This is a genomic window from Rhodovulum sp. PH10 (assembly GCF_000293785.1).
GTDB lineage: Bacteria > Pseudomonadota > Alphaproteobacteria > Rhizobiales > Xanthobacteraceae > Rhodoplanes.
Genome location: NZ_AKZI01000225.1, coordinates 1 through 301, shown reverse-complemented (window position 1 = coordinate 301; position 301 = coordinate 1). Strand labels below are relative to the sequence as shown.

General features: G+C 68.8%; 1 protein-coding gene. It reads right to left on the bottom strand.

Going from position 1 to position 301, the window contains the following annotated elements; all coding sequences use genetic code 11:
- A partial coding sequence (locus A33M_RS21695; protein WP_040622604.1) for a transposase occupies positions 1–301 on the bottom strand: 301 nt, incomplete at both ends.

Genomic DNA, 301 nt, shown 5'->3' with positions numbered 1-301 from the left:
CGGCCGGCGGCACATAGGCGACGATGCCGTCCTCCTCGCAGCGTTTCAGTGTGGCTCCGTTGTAGTAACCGGCATCGGCCACCACGGTCAGCGTCTCGGCCGCCAGCGCTTCGCGCGCCGCCAGCGCCATCGGGTGGAGCTGGCCGGCGTCGTTACCGTCGTTGACCACCTCGCTCGCCACAATCAGCTTGTGGGCGTCGTCGACGGCGATCTGGACGTTGTAGCCAGCGACCGTCTGGCCGGTCTTGGTCAGCAGCCGCGCATCGGCATCGGTGCGCGACACCTGCGTCTCGCCGGTCTC